At 72.0% G+C, this 14,197-nt stretch carries 17 protein-coding genes; 14 read left to right on the top strand and 3 right to left on the bottom strand.

The genetic code is table 11. The features are described 5' to 3' along the window. From QF037_RS41500 to QF037_RS41490, 3 genes are all read left to right on the top strand, one after another. Nucleotides 1–225, top strand: coding sequence for a hypothetical protein (locus QF037_RS41500; RefSeq protein ID WP_307034417.1), 225 nt, complete (start codon nucleotides 1–3; stop codon nucleotides 223–225). Between the two features lie 412 nt (nucleotides 226–637). Next, nucleotides 638–982: a VOC family protein gene (locus QF037_RS41495; RefSeq protein WP_171140046.1), complete on the top strand. Its 345-nt coding sequence runs from the start codon at nucleotides 638–640 to the stop codon at nucleotides 980–982. A gap of 52 nt (nucleotides 983–1,034) precedes the next feature. Next, the gene (locus tag QF037_RS41490) at nucleotides 1,035–1,424 is read left to right on the top strand and encodes a MarR family winged helix-turn-helix transcriptional regulator (protein WP_307034415.1); all 390 of its coding nucleotides are present in this window, start codon (nucleotides 1,035–1,037) and stop codon (nucleotides 1,422–1,424) included. Nucleotides 1,425–1,430: 6 nt separating this feature from the next. Here QF037_RS41490 and QF037_RS41485 read toward each other — a convergent pair whose 3' ends face one another. After that, complete coding sequence (locus QF037_RS41485) at nucleotides 1,431–1,844, bottom strand: nitroreductase family deazaflavin-dependent oxidoreductase (protein WP_307034413.1); 414 nt, start codon at nucleotides 1,842–1,844, stop codon at nucleotides 1,431–1,433. Nucleotides 1,845–2,008: 164 nt separating this feature from the next. Between QF037_RS41485 and QF037_RS41480 the strand changes: the two genes are divergently transcribed. Then, on the top strand, nucleotides 2,009–2,650 hold the full coding sequence (locus QF037_RS41480) for a TetR family transcriptional regulator (RefSeq protein ID WP_307034411.1): 642 nt from the start codon (nucleotides 2,009–2,011) through the stop codon (nucleotides 2,648–2,650). On the opposite strand, the gene QF037_RS41475 is transcribed toward QF037_RS41480, so the two are convergent. Then, nucleotides 2,619–3,470: a LysR family transcriptional regulator gene (locus QF037_RS41475; protein ID WP_307034409.1), complete on the bottom strand. Its 852-nt coding sequence runs from the start codon at nucleotides 3,468–3,470 to the stop codon at nucleotides 2,619–2,621. The genes QF037_RS41480 and QF037_RS41475 overlap by 32 nt on opposite strands. A 338-nt stretch (nucleotides 3,471–3,808) precedes the next feature. On the opposite strand from QF037_RS41475, the gene QF037_RS41470 reads away from it, so the two are divergent. The 10 genes from QF037_RS41470 (at nucleotide 3,809) to QF037_RS41425 (ending at nucleotide 13,546) form a co-directional block, all read left to right on the top strand. Continuing rightward, nucleotides 3,809–4,498: an alpha/beta hydrolase gene (locus tag QF037_RS41470; RefSeq protein ID WP_307034407.1), complete on the top strand. Its 690-nt coding sequence runs from the start codon at nucleotides 3,809–3,811 to the stop codon at nucleotides 4,496–4,498. After that, on the top strand, nucleotides 4,495–5,334 hold the full coding sequence (locus QF037_RS41465; RefSeq protein WP_307034405.1) for a sulfurtransferase: 840 nt from the start codon (nucleotides 4,495–4,497) through the stop codon (nucleotides 5,332–5,334). Before QF037_RS41470 ends, QF037_RS41465 begins: the two co-directional genes overlap by 4 nt. After that, entirely contained in the window at nucleotides 5,331–6,185 is an 855-nt protein-coding gene (locus QF037_RS41460; RefSeq protein WP_307034403.1) for an ABC transporter permease, read from the top strand. The genes QF037_RS41465 and QF037_RS41460 overlap by 4 nt, the downstream gene beginning before the upstream one ends. A gap of 2 nt (nucleotides 6,186–6,187) precedes the next feature. After that, nucleotides 6,188–6,904: an ABC transporter ATP-binding protein gene (locus tag QF037_RS41455; RefSeq protein WP_307034401.1), complete on the top strand. Its 717-nt coding sequence runs from the start codon at nucleotides 6,188–6,190 to the stop codon at nucleotides 6,902–6,904. Next, the gene (locus QF037_RS41450; protein ID WP_307034400.1) at nucleotides 6,901–7,869 is read left to right on the top strand and encodes an aliphatic sulfonate ABC transporter substrate-binding protein; all 969 of its coding nucleotides are present in this window, start codon (nucleotides 6,901–6,903) and stop codon (nucleotides 7,867–7,869) included. The genes QF037_RS41455 and QF037_RS41450 overlap by 4 nt, the downstream gene beginning before the upstream one ends. Before the next feature lie 15 nt (nucleotides 7,870–7,884). Beyond that, entirely contained in the window at nucleotides 7,885–8,988 is a 1,104-nt protein-coding gene (locus QF037_RS41445; protein WP_307034397.1) for an LLM class flavin-dependent oxidoreductase, read from the top strand. A 10-nt stretch (nucleotides 8,989–8,998) separates the two neighbouring features. Continuing rightward, nucleotides 8,999–9,997, top strand: a complete 999-nt coding sequence (locus tag QF037_RS41440; protein WP_307034395.1) for an ABC transporter substrate-binding protein — start codon at nucleotides 8,999–9,001, stop codon at nucleotides 9,995–9,997. Then, the gene (locus tag QF037_RS41435) at nucleotides 9,994–11,100 is read left to right on the top strand and encodes an acyl-CoA dehydrogenase family protein (RefSeq protein ID WP_307034393.1); all 1,107 of its coding nucleotides are present in this window, start codon (nucleotides 9,994–9,996) and stop codon (nucleotides 11,098–11,100) included. Before QF037_RS41440 ends, QF037_RS41435 begins: the two co-directional genes overlap by 4 nt. Then, a complete protein-coding gene (locus QF037_RS41430) occupies nucleotides 11,097–12,473 on the top strand; it encodes an FAD-binding oxidoreductase (protein WP_307034391.1) in 1,377 nt (458 codons plus the stop codon). The genes QF037_RS41435 and QF037_RS41430 overlap by 4 nt, the downstream gene beginning before the upstream one ends. An 86-nt stretch (nucleotides 12,474–12,559) precedes the next feature. Next, a complete protein-coding gene (locus QF037_RS41425) occupies nucleotides 12,560–13,546 on the top strand; it encodes an AraC family transcriptional regulator (RefSeq protein ID WP_307034389.1) in 987 nt (328 codons plus the stop codon). A gap of 167 nt (nucleotides 13,547–13,713) precedes the next feature. On the opposite strand, the gene QF037_RS41420 is transcribed toward QF037_RS41425, so the two are convergent. Continuing rightward, nucleotides 13,714–14,121 carry an SseB family protein gene (locus tag QF037_RS41420; protein ID WP_307034387.1) on the bottom strand — a complete coding sequence of 136 codons (408 nt, stop codon included), beginning with the start codon at nucleotides 14,119–14,121 and terminating at the stop codon, nucleotides 13,714–13,716. Between the last annotated feature and the right edge of the window lie 76 nt (nucleotides 14,122–14,197).

Genomic DNA, 14,197 nt, shown 5'->3' with positions numbered 1-14,197 from the left:
GTGCCGCCGCCACATCGGTACGGCGACGAACAAGCGGCCCTTCTCCGCCCGGGCGCGCTGCTCGGCCCTCCAGCCGGCGGCGCGCCCTTCGTCCGTGACGCCCGCGAGGTCCGTGAGCACCGGGAGCGCCTGCGGCCCGGTGAGCACGAAGGCGCGATCCTTTACGTCCTCGAAGCCCGTGTCGAGCAGCAGGTTGCGGTGAGCACGCGCGGCGCGGCCCGGTGACCCGGTCGGCGCGGGTGTGCACGAGCGCGCGGGTCGGCTCGGGGTGCGAGGGCCCTGCGGGCCTCGGTCAACGCCCGCTGCGGTTCGGCGAGCGAGTTCGCGCGACGGCGCGCATCCGCTCGTCAGGGTCGACGCCGACGGACTCGACGCGAACGCCCGGTCAGCTCGGCGACGGCACTCGCCCGGCCCTTCGGTCCGGAGCCGCATGTGCTGCGCGTGCGGGTCGCCTCCGTGCTGTGCGGCAAAAAGGCGGGGCTGTCGGTGCGGGCGAACCGTTCGCACGGGGATCTGCTCCCGTGCCCGGCCTTCCGGCGCGGCCTCGCGGCAAGCGGTCAGGATCGGAGAAGCCGCCTCGCACTCCCCAGTCCTACGGTGAAACCACCGACGAAGGAACCCACGGAGGAACATCCCGATGACCGCAGGACTGAACACCATCATCTACCCCGTCAAGGACATCGCTCGGGCGAAGGCCCTGTTCAGCGCACTGCTGGAGACCGAGCCCTACGCCGACGAGCCCTACTACGTCGGCTTCAAGGACGCCGGCCAGGACGTGGGCCTCGACCCGAACGGTCACTCCCGGGGCATGACCGGCCCGGTCCCCTACTGGCACGTCACCGACATCCGGGCCCGGCTCGCCGCACTGCTCGACGCGGGCGCCGAACTGCTCCAGGACGTCACGGACGTCGGCGGCGGCAAGCTGATCGCCTCCGTGAAGGACGCGGACGGCAACCTGGTCGGGATCACCCAGGACAGCTGAGCGCTCACGCCCGCCCGCCGGATGTCGATGCAGGCGCATTAACATGCGGTGTATGGCAGTGAACGCGGCCGGCTCCCGGCTCGAGGAACAGTGGCGGGACATCCTGGGGACGCACGCGCGCACGATGTGCGAGATCGACCGGGTGCTGCACCCGCACGGACTGGGCGCGAGCGACTTCGAGGTGCTCGACATCCTCGCGGCCGAGGCGCCCGCCGAGGGCGACCTGTGCCGGGTGCAGAACCTGGTCGGCCGGGTCCATCTCAGCCAGAGCGCGCTGTCCCGGCTCATCGGCCGACTGGAGAAGGACGGCCTGGTGGAGCGTTCCGTGTGCCTGGAGGACCGGCGCGGTGTGTGGGTGACGCTGACCCGCAAGGGCCGCGATCTGCACGCCGAGGTGCTGCCGCTGCAGCGGGACGCGCTGGAGCGGATGCTGGGCGGCTGACACCCCTCAGTCGCGGGCCCGGATACGGAAGACGGGATGGTCGGCGGGGTCGGGGAGCGCGGTGAGCACGTCGGAGACCGTCGGCATCCCGCCGTACTTCTTCCGATAGGCCGCCATCAGCGCCGGACGCTCGGACTCGGGCACCTCCTGCGTCGTGATCTCCTCGGTACGGCCGCGCACGGTCAGCCGGCAGTCGGGCGCCGCCCGCAGATTGAGGGCCCAGTCGCTGAGGCCGCGATAGGAGACGAGGTACCGCTCCCCCTCGTACTCCAGTACCGCCACGGGCACCGTGCGCCACTGTCCGCTCCGGCGCCCGCGCACGGACAGCCGGGACACGACGGACCTGCCGAAGACCGGCGCCAGGCGGTTGCCGATGTTCCGTTGCATCCAGGGTGGTTTGAGGTAAGTGCGGGACGTCATCGGCTCTTCACCTCCTGAAGACCGCCGATGGGGAGGTGGGCGAGCCGCCACCGGTTCGCTGCCGTCTGTGCCGCCATGGATGACCTCCTGGTCATGGCCTGTCGGACGATCGCAGAATGCTAGGGTAGCTCTAATATTAGGGTCACCCTAAACAGGAGGGGTCCTTGAGCCTGCGGGCGCAGAAGAAGCGGCAGATGCGGGACCGGATCGCCGAGACCGCCTGGCGGCTGTTCACGGAGCGGGGCTTCGACCGGGTCACCGTGGCCGAGGTCGCCCGTGCCGCGCAGGTCTCCGAGGCCACGGTCTTCAACTACTTCCCGACCAAGGAGGATCTCTTCTCCTCCCGCTTCGAGTCCTTCGGGGAGCGGCTCGTCGAGGCCGTCCGCACCCGCCCGCCCGGTGACTCCGCCCTCACCGCCTTCCGGAAGCGGCTGCTGGACTCCGGGGGACTGCTGGCACGGGTCGCGGCCGGGGACGCCGACGCGCTCGACCAGCTCCGCACGGTCAACGGGCTGATCGCGGACAGTACGGCGCTTCGCTCCCGCGAGCAGCGCGCCCTCGCCACCTGCGCCGACGCACTGGCCGAGACGCTGGGCGGCGACATCTCGGCCCGCGTGGTGGCGGATGCGCTGTTCGGCGTCCACCGCGCCCTGATCGAGCATGTGCGGGAGCGGGTCCTGGCGGACGACGACCCCGCCTCGCTCGCCGCCGACGTACGCCGGCTCGCCGCCCAGGCGTTCTCGCTGCTGGAGGGCGGGATGCGGGACTACGGCATCACGGGCGCAGCAGATCCCGTACGGCGCTGAAGGCGGCCTCCACGGTCGCCGGGTCCGCGCCCGGGCGGGCCAGGGCGCTCATGGGGATCGGGGGGACGGGCGGCAGGCCGTTGTACGGGGTCAGGCCGTCGGGAGCGGGGCCGACCGCGGCGAGGAGGGCGACGCCCTGGCCGGTGCGGGCGATGTCGAGGACGCCCGCGAGATAGCCGGCGTCGCCGACGACCGAGGCGGGCACCCCGTGCTCGGCGAGGGTCCCGATGGCTCGGCGCCTGATCGCGCACGGATCCTCGATGGCGACCAGGGGGACGGGAGCGGGAGCGGTGGGCGGCTCCCAGCCGGGTACCGCGTGCCAGGTGAGCGGGAGTCCGCCGACGGAGACGCCCTCGGTGGCGGCCGCCTCGGTGACGTACACCGCCACGTCGACGCTCCCCCGCTCCACCGCCTCGACGAGCCGGGCGGAGCGGTCGATGCGGAAACGGACCCGGCAGCCGGGACGCACCGCCTGAACGGCGGCGGTCAGCCGGGGCAGGAACTGGTCGGCGGCGTGCTCGGTGGAGCCCACGGTGACGGTGTCGCCGTCCGAGCCGAGCAGGGTGCGTACGGCCTCGTCGTGGACGGCGAGGACGCGGCGCGCCTGTTCCAGCAGCAGCCGGCCCTCGGTCGTGAACCGGGTGCCTCGCCCTTCCCGCTCGACGACCGGGCGGCCCAGTGTCTTCTCCAGCTTGCGGACATGCTGACTGACCGCGGACTGGCTGAGCGAGAGCGCCTGGGCGGCACGGTGGAACCCGCCGCAGTCGGCGACCGCGGTCAGACTGCGCAGGGCCACGATGTCGAGGACGGGTCGGGACATGCCGTGACAGTATCCGCTCACCGCGATCGATCGCGATCCCTGATCGGTTTCGATGCGGAATCATCGTTGGACGTGTTCGGTCCCCGGCGGTCATGATGGGCGCATGTTGCACGCGACCGCTACTGCTGCCCTTCTGACGCAGCGCCGAGTCATCGACTTCGGCGTGGCGTGCAGCGCGCGTTGTCGCTGACCTCTGCCGCTCATCGCCCCGGAGCACCCGCGCCTGCCCTCTGACGCTGCGCGCTTCTCCTCCGGTTGACACGTGACAGCCGCTCCGGCCTGCCCTTTCCCCTTTTCCCCTGACTTTTCCGCTGCCTTCACACGGGAGTTACCCCCTCATGTCCTCTTCCTTCTCCTGGGACGAACCCGAAGGTCTCGCCGCGCGCGGCACGCTGATCGTGCTGTCCGGGCGGGGCGAGCACGGTGGTGTGTACGAGCGGTTCGGCCGCCGAGTCGCCTTCGACGCCTACCGGGTCCGCGCACTCGGCGACCCGGCCGCCGATCCGTCCGTGCTCGACGAGGCGGCCAAGCTGCTCGCCGACGAGTCGCTGCCGGGCCCGAAGGTGGTGGTCGGTTCGGACACCGGCGCCCACTACGCCGTCCAGCTGGCCGCGGACGCCGACGCGCTGATCCTCGTGGGCCTGCCCACCTCCCCCTGGACGTCCGGGAGTTGGGAGGAGGAGGTCGAGGCCCGCACGGCCTGCCCCACCCATCAGGGCCGCCTCGCCGCCGACCCGGCCTTCCGACGCGGGGCACTCGCCGAGAACCCTCGGCTGCCCGCCCCGCGTCTCGACCGGGTGACCGTCCCGGTACTGGCCCTGCACGGCACCGACGACGCGGTGAGCCCTCTGGAGACGGCACGGGAGGCCTACGCCGGCTCGGGCGTGCGGCTGGTGACCTTCCACGGCGGCCGCCACGACGTCCTCAACGACGCGCTGCACCGCACGGCCGCCGCCACCGTCGTGCTCTTCCTCGAGCGGCTGCGCCTGTCCCCCGAGCTGCCCGTGATCGCGGAGGGACCGGCATGAGCGTCACGACCACGGTCAGCGAGCTGCGCGACCTGCTGGACTCCGATCACCCTCCGGTCGTCCTCGACGTCCGCTGGGCCCTGGGCGATCCGCACGGCCGCGACCACTACGCCCAGGGGCACATCCCCGGTGCGGTCTACGTCGACCTGGACAGCGAGTTGGCCGCACCGCCGAGCCCGGAGGGCGGACGGCATCCGCTGCCGCCGCTCGACGCCCTCCAGGCCGCCGCACGCAGGTGGGGCATCCGATCGGACCGACCGGTCGTCGTCCACGACGACTTGGGCAACACCGCCGCGGCACGGGCCTGGTGGCTGCTGCGGCACGCGGGAGTCTCCCGGGTGACGCTGCTCGACGGAGCACTGGGCGCGTGGCGGGCGGCCGGGTTGCCGCTGGAGTCCGGTGTCCCCGCCGACCCTGAGCCCGGGAATGTCCTCCTGGAGCCGGGCGGACTGCCGGTCACCGACGCGGACGGAGCCGCCGAACTCGCGGACGCCGGTCTGCTGTTGGACGCCCGCGCCGCCGAGCGCTACCGAGGCGAGGTGGAGCCCGTCGACCCCCGGGCGGGGCACATCCCGGGCGCGGTCTCCGCGCCGACCGGCGAGAACCTCGCGGCGGACGGCACGTTCCTTCCCGCCGACGAGCTGCGCAAGCGGTTCGAGGAGAAGGGCGTGGGGGCGGCCGCGCGGATCGGCGTGTACTGCGGCTCCGGTGTCACGGCAGCCCATCAGATCGCCGCGCTGGAGATCGCCGGTTTCGAGGCCGCTCTCTTCCCCGGCTCCTGGTCCGCGTGGTCCGCGGATCCGTCCCGCCCGGCCGTGAAGGGGGACAAGCCGTGACGGCTTCACTGGACACGGTGGCCCCGACCGCACAGGCACCCACCCGTGTCACCATCCGCGGCACCGCCAAGACGCGCCGCGGCTTCTCCGTCCCGCGTTCCGTCCGCCGGGCCGCCGGCCCCGTGGGACTCGTGCTCCTGTGGCTCCTGACCTCGGCCACCGGCCTGCTCCCGGAATCCGTGCTGGCCTCCCCCGTCGACGTGATCAAGCAGGCGGTCGAGCTCACCCGGAACGGTGAACTGCCCAGCGCCATCGCCGCGTCGGGCCGCCGCGCCGCCATCGGCTTCCTGATCGGTGCGAGCGTGGCACTCACCCTGTCCCTGCTGGCCGGCCTGTTCCGGCTCGGCGAGGACGTCATCGACTCCTCGATGGGCATGTTCCGGGCGATCCCCTGGGTGGGCCTGATCCCCCTGTTCATCGTCTGGTTCGGCATCGAGGAGACCCCGAAGATCGCGCTGGTCGCCCTCGGCGTGACGTACCCGCTGTACTTCAACATCTACGGCGGCATCCGCTCCACGGACTCCCAACTCGTCGAGGCCGCACGGATGATGGGGCTCGGCCGGGTCGGGCTGATCAAGTACGTGATCCTGCCCAGCGCACTGCCCGGGGCACTCGTGGGGCTCCGGTACGCGCTGTCCACCGCATGGCTCGCGCTGGTCTTCGCCGAGCAGATCAACGCGGACGCGGGGCTCGGCTACCTGATGAGCAACGCCCAGCAGTACTTCCGCACGGACGTCATCGTGCTCTGCCTCGTCGTGTACGCGCTGCTCGGACTGGCCTGCGACTTCGCCGTACGGATCCTGTCGCGCCGGCTGCTGACCTGGCGGGCCAACTTCGAGGGCGAGGCCTAGAGATGCCCAACAGCGTGGAGATACGGGGCCTTTCGCGGGCCTTCGACGGCAACACCGTCCTGCACGAACTCGATCTCGACATCCGCGAGGGCGAGTTCGTGGCCCTCCTCGGGCACAGCGGCTGCGGCAAGTCGACGCTGCTGCGGATCCTCGCCGGGCTCGACGACGGGATCGGCGGCGAGGTGACCGTGCCCGCCCGGCGCAGTGCCGCGTTCCAGTCGCCGCGGCTGCTGCCGTGGCTGAAGGTATGGCGCAACGTGGTCCTCGGACTGCCCGGCCGTCCCGACAAGGCACTGGCTCTCAAGGCGCTCGACGAGGTCGGCATCGCGGACCGGGCCGACGTCTGGCCCAAGACGCTCTCCGGCGGCCAGGCCCAGCGCGTCTCGCTCGCCCGCGCCCTGGTGCGCGAGCCCGAACTCCTGCTCCTGGACGAGCCGTTCGGCGCCCTCGACGCCCTGACGCGGGGCAAGGTGCAGCAACTCGTCGCCGAACTCTGGCGGCGGCACGGCTGCGCGATCCTCCTGGTCACCCATGACGTGGAGGAGGCGCTGCTGCTCGCCGACCGGGTTCTGGTGATGGACGAGGGCCGTATCGCCCACGAGCTCACCGTCGACCTGCCCCGCCCCCGAGATCTGACCGCCCCCGAGTTCGTGAACCTGCGCGCCCGCCTCCTGAACTGGCTCGGCGTGACCCACACCCTGGAAGGAATCCCCTCGTGATCCGCAGAATCGCAGCCGCCGCACTCAGCATGACCTCCCTGCTGGCGCTGACCGCCTGCGGCGCGGACTCCGAGGCGCGGGCCTCGTCCTCGGGGCAGGTCACGCTCACCATCGGCGACCAGGCCAAGACCCTCCAGACGATCGTCGCCGCGTCGGACGCCCTGAAGGGCGCCAAGTACAAGGTGAAGTGGGCGGAGTTCGAGGGCGCCGCCCCGCTGTACCAGGCCGTCCAGGCGGGCGCCGCCGACACCGGCTACTCCGCCGACCTGCCCGCGCTCCAGGCACTCAGCGGCGGGGTGAAGGTCAAGAACGTCGCCGCACTCAAGAACGACGGCACCCACGTCGGCATCGTCGTCCGCAAGGACTCCGGCATCGACAGTGTGAAGGACCTCAAGGGCCAGAAGGTCGTGGTGTCCTCGGCCAAGGGCAGTGTCTCGGAGTATCTGCTGGCCAATGTGCTCAAGCAGAACGGGCTCAGCTACCGGGACGTCAAGGTCCAGTACCTCCTGCCGACGGACGCGCAGGCCGCGTTCGCCTCCGGCAGGATCAAGGCCTGGGCGATCTTCGGCGTCTACCAGGCCGTCGCCCTGGAGCAGGGCGGCAAGCTCCTCGTGGACGGCGGGGACGGCCGGGTGAGCGGTATCGGCTTCGTCAACGCCTCCGAGGAGACCCTCGCCGACGCCAAGAAGAAGGCCGCGCTCGCCGACTTCCTCAAGCGTCTCGGCAAGGGCCTGAAGTGGACCAGCACCCACCAGGACGCGTACGCCAAGGCCATCGAGGAGCGCAACGGCGCCGACGCGTCGGTGGCGAAGACGCTCGCCTCGGCCGCGTACAGCCAGGTGCTGCCGATCACCCCGGACATCAACACGACCGTCCAGGGCGTGGCCGACCTCATGAACGGCATCGGTGTGCTGGACCCGAGCGTCGACGTCGCGAAGTCGTCCGACACGTCCCTTCTCAAGTAGTCACGGGAGTCATTCATGCCTGTCGAGTTCATCAGCGCCGTCCACACCGACGCCGGGGCGTCCGGTCCCGCCGCCGCCGGCAGGTCCGGCCTCGACACCGACCATCTGCGCAGGTACGCCCGCGCGTTGGACGACGGCGGCTTCGACCACACCCTGGTCGCCTACCACTCGGCCTCGCCGGACGCCTTCCAGATCGCCCAGTTCGTCGCCACGCACACCGAGCGCATCCGCCCGATCCTGGCGCACCGGCCGGGTGTCGTCTTCCCCACCCACGCGTCCCGTGCGCTGGCGACCCTCGACCGGATCAGCAACGGCCGGCTCACGGTGCACATCATCTCCGGCGGCAGCGACGAGGAGCAGCGCAGGGAGGGCGACTACCTCAACAAGGCGGAACGGTACGAGCGTTCGGACGAGTACATCCGGATCCTGCGGAAGGTGTGGCAGGCCGACGGGCCGGTCTCGCACGAGGGCAGGTACTTCCGGTTCGAGGGCTACTACTCGGATGTGAAGCCGGTGAACGGGCTCGTGCCGATCTCCGTCGGCGGCTCCTCGCAGGACGCGTACCGGGTCGGCGGTCAGCAGGGCGACATCTTCGGTCTGTGGGGCGAGCCGTTGAAGGAGACCGCCGAGCAGATCGCCGCCGTGAACGCGGTCGCCGATGCCGCCGGGCGCCCCCGCCCCCGCATCTGGGTGTCGTTCCGGCCGATCATCGCGCCCACCGAGGAACTGGCCTGGGAGAAGGCGCACCGCACCCTGGGCGTCCTCAAGGACCAGGCGCGGAACACCGAGTTGCTCCGCCACTACCGCACCACCGGCCGCCCGGCCAACGTCGGCTCCCAGCGGCTGCTCGACATCGCCGAGCGCGGCGAGGTCCACGACCGCTGCCTGTGGACCGCGCCCGCCGTCGCCACCAACGCCGCCGGCGCCTCGACCGCGCTGGTCGGCACCCCCGAGACGGTCGCGAAGGCGCTGCTCGACTACGTCGACATCGGCTGCGACCTGCTGTCGATCCGCGGCTACGACCCGCTCAACGACGCCGTCGACTACGCCCGCCATGTCCTGCCGCTGGTCCGCCAGGAGCTTGCCCACCGCGCCACGACGACCACCCACGCCGCCTGATGGAGAGCCCGTGTTGTTCCGCCGTACCCTGCGCTCGTCCGCCGCCCTGCTCGCCCTACTGCTCCCGTTCGCCGCGGCCTGCGGAGGCGACGCCCAGGCCGACTCACCCGCCGACGTCACCCTCAGAGTCGGTTCCACCGGCTGGAAGACCGAGGAGGCCGTGCTCAAGTACGCCGGCCTCGACGACACCCCCTACAACGTGAAGTGGAGTCTCTTCCAGGGCGGTGACCAGCAGCTCCAGGCGATCCGCGCCGGAGCCCTCGACCTCGCCTCCTCCAGCGAGATCCCCCCGGTCTTCGCCGCCGCCGACGGCACCCCGAACTTCAAGGTCGTCGCCGTGCAGCGCGGCGCCACCCTCAACCAGGAGGTCGTCGTCCCCAAGGGTTCGAAGGTGACCGGCATCGCCGGCCTCAGGGGCAAGAAGGTCGGCTACGTCCAGAACACCACCGCCCACTACTTCCTGTACGAGCTGCTGAAGCAGGCGGGCCTGAAGTGGTCCGACATCGACGCCAAACCCTTGCTGCCCAACGACGGGCTGGCCGCCCTCAACGGCGGCAGCATCGACGCCTTCGCCTCCTACGGCACCTCGGTCATCACCGCCCACCAGCAGGGCGCCACGACCGTCGGCTCGGGCAAGGACATCCTGTCGGGCAACTTCCTCTGGTCGGCCCGCGACAGCGTGCTGGAGAGTCCCGTGGAGAAGGCGGCGGCCGCCGATCTGATCGCCCGGATCACCAAGGCGTACGCCTACGTCCGTGACGGGCACCTGGACGGTTTCGCCGAGGTCACCGCCGACGCCACCCACCAGCCGCTCGCCCAGGCGAGGAAGGACCTCGTCGCCGCGCAGGCCCAGCGCCCGACCGAGGCCCGGACCGTCGGCGACGACGCCATCGCCTCGCAGCAGAAGGTGGCCGACGTGTTCACCGAACTCGGAGCGCTGAAGTCGAAGCTGGACGTCAAGTCGTTCTGGAGCACCGCTCTGAACGCCGAACTGAAGAAGGCCCTGTGACCGACCGCATCGCCGAACTCGCCGCCGCGTACGACCGGTCGGGGGCCTTTCCGACCGAGTCCCTGCGCCTCGCGCACGAGGCCGGGCTGCTCACCGCCACCATCGGGCAGCGCTACGGCGGCCGGGGCGCGGGCGTGCGGGAGACCGCGCGGATCCTGCACCGGCTCGGGCAGGGCGATCCCTCCGTCGCCCTGATCGCGGCGATGACGCTCACCAACCACGCCCGCCAGGCCGCGCAGCCGCACTGGCCGGAGGAGCTGTACGCGCGCGTGGCCAAGGAGTCGTTCGCACGTCCCGTTCTCGTCAACCACGCGCGCGTGGAGCCCGAGCTGGGCTCCCCCGCGCGGGGCGGACTGCCCGCCACCCGTGCCCGGCGCACCGCCGACGGCTGGGCGGTCAGCGGCACCAAGCGGTTCGTGACCGGCGCGGAGGGGCTGGACTGGTTCCTGGTCTGGGCGACGACCGACGAACCCGAGCCGCGCGTGGGCACGTTCCTGGTGCCCGGCGGCTCACCCGGCATCGAGAACGCCGGGAACTGGGACCCGTTGGGGCTGCGGGCCAGCGGCAGTCACGACGTGACGTTCCACGAGGTGGAGATCCCGTACGAGCATGTCATCGGGCTCGGTCCGCACGGCCGGGCCGCCGAGCAGGACAACCGGGCGGGCGCGGCGCTCCATCTCCCGCTGGCCGCGCTCTACTTGGGTGTGGCCCGCGCCGCGCAGGCGTTCTTCCACACGTTCGCCCACACACGCGTGCCCGCCAACCTCGGTCATCCGGTGGCCCGTACGGAACGCTTCCGGCGGACCGCCGGGGAGATCGAGGTGCTGCTGGCCGCCGCCGAGCAGCTGGTGTTCGACGGTGCCGCCAAGCTCGACGCCGGCGACACGTCATACTCCCCGGAACAGGCCCTCGGCGCGCGCGTACTGGCCGACCGGCACGGGGTACAGGCCGTCGAGCTGGCGGTACGGCTGCTCGGGAACCCGGGGCTGGCCCGGGGCAACCCCCTGGAGCGGCACTTCCGCGACATCCAGTGCGCCCCGGTGCACGCACCCCAGGCGGACATCTCCCTGCTCGCCATCGGAACGAAAGCACTCGACCTGTGACCGCTGCCCCGGAGACCACCGTCTCCGCCCAGCTCCTCGGCCTGCTCGCCCGCGATCTGCCGCCCGACCGGCTCACCACCGACCCGGCCGTGCTCGCCGCGCACGCCACCGACCGCTCCGGTGCACGGTCCGACGGTGAGCCGCTCGCCGTCGTGCACGCCCGGCGGACGCAGGACGTGACCGTCACGCTCCGGCACGCGCACGCCCTGCGGGTCCCGGTGGTGCCGCGCGGCGCGGGCACCGGCCTGTCGGGAGGGGCGACGGCGGGCGAGGGCTCCCTGGTCCTGGACCTGTCCGGGATGAACCGCATCCTGGAGCTCTCGGCGGACGACCAGCTCGCCGTCGTCGAACCCGGCGTGATCACCGCCGAGCTGGACCGGGCGGCCCGTGCACATGGCCTGCGGTACGCACCCGATCCGGCGAGCGCGGCCCTGTCCACCCTCGGCGGCAACATCGCGACCAACGCGGGCGGACTGCGGTGCGCCAAGTACGGGGTGACCCGCGACAGCGTGCTCGGCCTGGAGGCGGTGCTGGCCGACGGGACGGTGGTGCGCACCGGCCGCCGTACGGTCAAGGGCGTCACCGGCTACGACCTCACCGCGCTGCTCACCGGCTCGGAGGGCACCCTCGCGGTCATCACCTCGGCCACCCTGCGGCTGCGGCCCGTTCCGGTGGCCACCGCCACGCTCGCCGCCTACTTCGCCACCTTCGAGGCGGCCGCCGAGGCGTCGTACGCCATCGGCCGGGCCGGCGTCGAGCCGGCACTCGCCGAGCTGGTCGACGGGCCCGTGCTGGAGGCCGTCGATCCGGCGCTGCCGGAACGCGGGGCGGCGCTGCTGGTGGTGCAGTGCGACGGCGCGGGCGCCGCTGCCGAGGCGGCGACGGTCGCGCGGCTGCTCGCACCGCTGGCCGTCACCGTCGAGACGACCGAGGACCCCGCCGAGGCCGAGGCACTGCTGGCGGCCCGGCGCGGGGCCCTTCCCGCGCTGGAGCGGCTGGGCAGGCCGCTGATCGAGGACATCGCGGTCCCGCGCTCCCGGCTGGCCGAGGCCGTGCGGGAGATCCGGGCCATCTCCGCGCAGCATGACGTGCCGGTGTTCACCATCGCGCACGCGGCGGACGGCAATCTGCACCCGATCATCGTCGTGGACCCGTCCCTGGACCGGCTTCCGGAGGCGGCCTGGGAGGCGGCGGGTGAGATCTTCGCGCTGGCGCTGCGGCTCGGCGGGACGCTGACCGGCGAGCACGGGGTGGGAACACTGAAGCGGCAGTGGGTGGCCGACGAGTTGGGGCCCGCCGCGCACGCACTCCAGCGGCGGCTGAAGGAGGTGTTCGATCCTCGCGGAATTCTCAATCCTGGGAAGAGCCTGTGAGGAACCGGAAGAGACCGGTGCATGACTCCTCCCGCGCGTGGCCATGCTGAAAGCGAGCACCCCGTGCAGGAGGGAGAGACCTCGCCGTGGCCGTTCAGCGGGACCGGACCGCAGAATTCAGCAGCTACGCGACGCGATCCCTGGAGGCGACGCACGACGCGCTCGCGGCTCACTACTACGACATGCGCCTGAGCCTCGTGGGACCCGCCGAGGACCTGTCGACCCGCCTGAGCGTGCTCGAACTCGGATCGCTCACCGTGGGCGAGGTCAGTTTCGGCACCGAGATACGCACCGGCTTCGCCGCGTCGGGCGCCTACCACGTGGCCGTGCCGCTGAGCGGCTGTTTCAGCGTCCAGCAGGGGCGCGGGGACGTCGTGTTCGCGACGACGGACAACGCCGTCTTCTTCGATCCCGCCCAGTACGTCCGTATCGACGCCTGGTCGCCCCAGTGCCGGGTTCTCGCCGTGAAGCTGGACAAGCGGGCCCTGCACCAGGCTCTGGAGGCCCTGCTCGACCGGCCGCTGTCCCGCCCGCCGGTCTTCGGGTCGTCCATCGACGTGCTGCGCGGGCCCGGCCGCAGCTGGGCGCAGCTCGCCATGTGGAGTCTGCTGGAGAACGACACCTCGCTCGGGCTGCTGCGCCGTCCGCTCATCCGCGGCCGCATCGAGCAGATCCTGCTCGAAGCGCTGCTGCTGGCGGCCGACCACACCTTCCGCCGGGAACTGGAGGCCCCCGTGCCACCCATGCGGCCCGCCGCGGTCAAGCGGGTCATGGACGTCATACAGGAGCGGCCCGCCGAGACGTACGACGCCGCCCGGCTGGCCCGGATCGCGCAGGTGAGCCTGCGGACCCTGCAGGAGGCGTTCCGCAGCCACGTCGGCATGTCGCCGATGGCGTACGTGTACGACGTCCGCCTGCAGCGGGTTCACGACGAGCTGCGGGTCTCGGCGCCGGGGTCGACGACCGTGTCCGACGTGGCGCACCGGTGGGGGTTCGTCCATCTGGGCCGGTTCGCGCGGCGCTACCGTGAGCGGTTCGGCGAGGCCCCCTCGCACACGCTGCGCGGCGCGTGACGCCATCCGCCCCGATCCGCCGCGTTTTGCGGACAGTCGCCGCGTATCGCGGAGCGACGGGACCGCCGGTGCGGTCCTATCGTCGGGGCACGTCGATCGTGGGCGTCAAGGGGAGGAACGGAGTCGGCGCCGCTCCTCCCCTCAGCGCCTGTACGAACCCGCCCGAGTCAGCCGTACGACCGGCCCAGCAGCGTCCGCACCCCCTCCGAGGTGAGGGTGAGCGGGTGCTCGGAGGCGGCGTCGATGGTGAGCGTCAGCTCGTCCGTCGGCCACTCCGAGGCGAGCGCGCCCAGCGGCACCAGCCGGTAGCGCGAGACGTAGGGCAGCAGCCCGGCGAGTTCGGACTCCGACGTGAACACGGGCACCACCGGCGCTCCGCCGGGCTGCTCGATCACGGGAAGCGCCACCGCCGTGGGATCGGCGGCGTCCTCGTCGCTGGCGTCGTCGGGCACGGGGACGAGGACATCGCTGCTCGCGAGCCTGTCCAGCGCCACCGTGTCCTCGGTGTTCTCGGCGAGCGCGTCCAGCGCCCGCCGGGCCGGTGTGGTGGAGTTGTCGTTCGCGGGTGTCTGCATGGCGAATCCCCTGGTAGCGGCGGTCTTGCGGTCCACCCGGGGCGTACTCGGCCCCGGGAGCGGCCCTGCTCGCGTA

It is taken from the genome of Streptomyces canus, from assembly GCF_030815415.1.
GTDB lineage: Bacteria > Actinomycetota > Actinomycetes > Streptomycetales > Streptomycetaceae > Streptomyces > Streptomyces canus_F.
This window is presented reverse-complemented; position numbering and strand designations above follow the sequence as displayed.

Coding starts and splice junctions, on each gene's coding strand:
- QF037_RS41495 (WP_171140046.1), top strand. CDS start 638: ATGACCGCAGGACTGAACACCATCATCTACCCCGTCAAGGACATCGCT.
- QF037_RS41490 (WP_307034415.1), top strand. CDS start 1,035: ATGGCAGTGAACGCGGCCGGCTCCCGGCTCGAGGAACAGTGGCGGGAC.
- QF037_RS41485 (WP_307034413.1), bottom strand. CDS start 1,844: ATGACGTCCCGCACTTACCTCAAACCACCCTGGATGCAACGGAACATC.
- QF037_RS41475 (WP_307034409.1), bottom strand. CDS start 3,470: ATGTCCCGACCCGTCCTCGACATCGTGGCCCTGCGCAGTCTGACCGCG.
- QF037_RS41470 (WP_307034407.1), top strand. CDS start 3,809: ATGTCCTCTTCCTTCTCCTGGGACGAACCCGAAGGTCTCGCCGCGCGC.
- QF037_RS41465 (WP_307034405.1), top strand. CDS start 4,495: ATGAGCGTCACGACCACGGTCAGCGAGCTGCGCGACCTGCTGGACTCC.
- QF037_RS41455 (WP_307034401.1), top strand. CDS start 6,188: ATGCCCAACAGCGTGGAGATACGGGGCCTTTCGCGGGCCTTCGACGGC.
- QF037_RS41445 (WP_307034397.1), top strand. CDS start 7,885: ATGCCTGTCGAGTTCATCAGCGCCGTCCACACCGACGCCGGGGCGTCC.
- QF037_RS41420 (WP_307034387.1), bottom strand. CDS start 14,121: ATGCAGACACCCGCGAACGACAACTCCACCACACCGGCCCGGCGGGCG.